Here is a 1,176-nt window from a genome sequence, read left to right as displayed (position 1 = left end):
AGCAGAGCAGCGGCGCCGAGCGAGCGAACTCCAGTCCACACTCACACCATCAGGTGACACCAGAACCAGTCAAACACTCACAAACCGCTCTCTGACAGCTTCGTCAGCCTCGGCTTGGTGTAGTGCGTCCAGTAGATCGGCCACTGCGCGCGGTTTGGTCACGTCGGCGTGGCTGGCGGGGTCCAGGGCCAGCAACGCCTGTACGGCCTCGTCAGCTCCGGCCCGGCACAGGGCACTCAGCAATTGGGCCGCCGTGGACGGCTTAGTTACGTCGGCGTGGTGGGCGGCTCGTGTCCCCAGGGTTCTGGCGGCTTCGTCAGCCTCGGCTTGGTGTAGTGCGTCCAGTAGATCGGCCACTGCGCGCGGATCGGTCAGGTCGGTATGGTGGGCGGCTCGTGTTCCGAGGGTTCTGGCGGCTTCGTCAGCCCTGACCTCGCGCAGCTCGTCCAGTAGATAGGAAACCCCGGGCAGATCGATCGGGTTGGCGTGGCTGGCGGGGTCCAGGGCCAGCAATGTCTGCACGGCCTCCTCAACCCCGGCCTCGCGCAGGGTTTCCAGCAATCGGGCCACCGCATAAGGATCGGTCAGGTTGGCATGACGGGCAGCTCGCACCCCCAAGGTCCTGACGGCCTCGTCGAGCCCGGCCCGATCAAGGGAGAGCAGTAGAACGCGCACTCCAGAGGGATCAGTCAGGTTGGCATAGCGGGCGGCTCGAGGCCCCAGGGTCCTGACGGCTTCATCGAGCCTGGCCAGGTGGAACGCCTTCACCAGCTGCGCCACCGTGCGCGGTTTGGACACGTCGGTGTGGCTGGCGGCCCGTATTGCCAGGATCTTGACGGCTTCATCGAGCCTGGCCAGGTACAGTGCGTCCACCAGCAGTGCCACCGAGCGCGGATTGGACACGTCGGTGTGGCTGGCGGCCCGTACTCCCAAGTTCCTGGCGGCTTCACGAAGCCCAGTCAGCTGCAGCGCGTCGACCAGCTGGGCCACTGCGGACGGATCGGTCAGGTCGGTGTGGCTGGCAGCCCGTACTCCCAAGGCCTTCAAAGCTTCGTCAGCCCCAGCTCGGTGCAGCGCGTCCACTAGGCCGCGTATTCGGTCGTGATCAATGGGTTCGGGTGAGGTCCTTGATCCAGATCATTGCGCCGCGGAGGTGAAGGCCGGCGAGGTAGCTTT

1 protein-coding gene is annotated in these 1,176 nt (G+C 65.6%); it reads right to left on the bottom strand.

Going from position 1 to position 1,176, the window contains the following annotated elements:
• Nucleotides 1–69 precede the first annotated feature (69 nt).
• The gene (locus tag ACIQIB_RS39525; protein ID WP_400764323.1) at nt 70–1,083 is read right to left on the bottom strand and encodes a hypothetical protein; all 1,014 of its coding nucleotides are present in this window, start codon (nt 1,081–1,083) and stop codon (nt 70–72) included.
• Nucleotides 1,084–1,176: the final 93 nt, after the last annotated feature.

Source organism: Kitasatospora sp. NPDC092286, from assembly GCF_044755565.1.
In the GTDB taxonomy this organism is placed as follows: Bacteria; Actinomycetota; Actinomycetes; order Streptomycetales; family Streptomycetaceae; genus Kitasatospora.
This window is presented reverse-complemented; position numbering and strand designations above follow the sequence as displayed.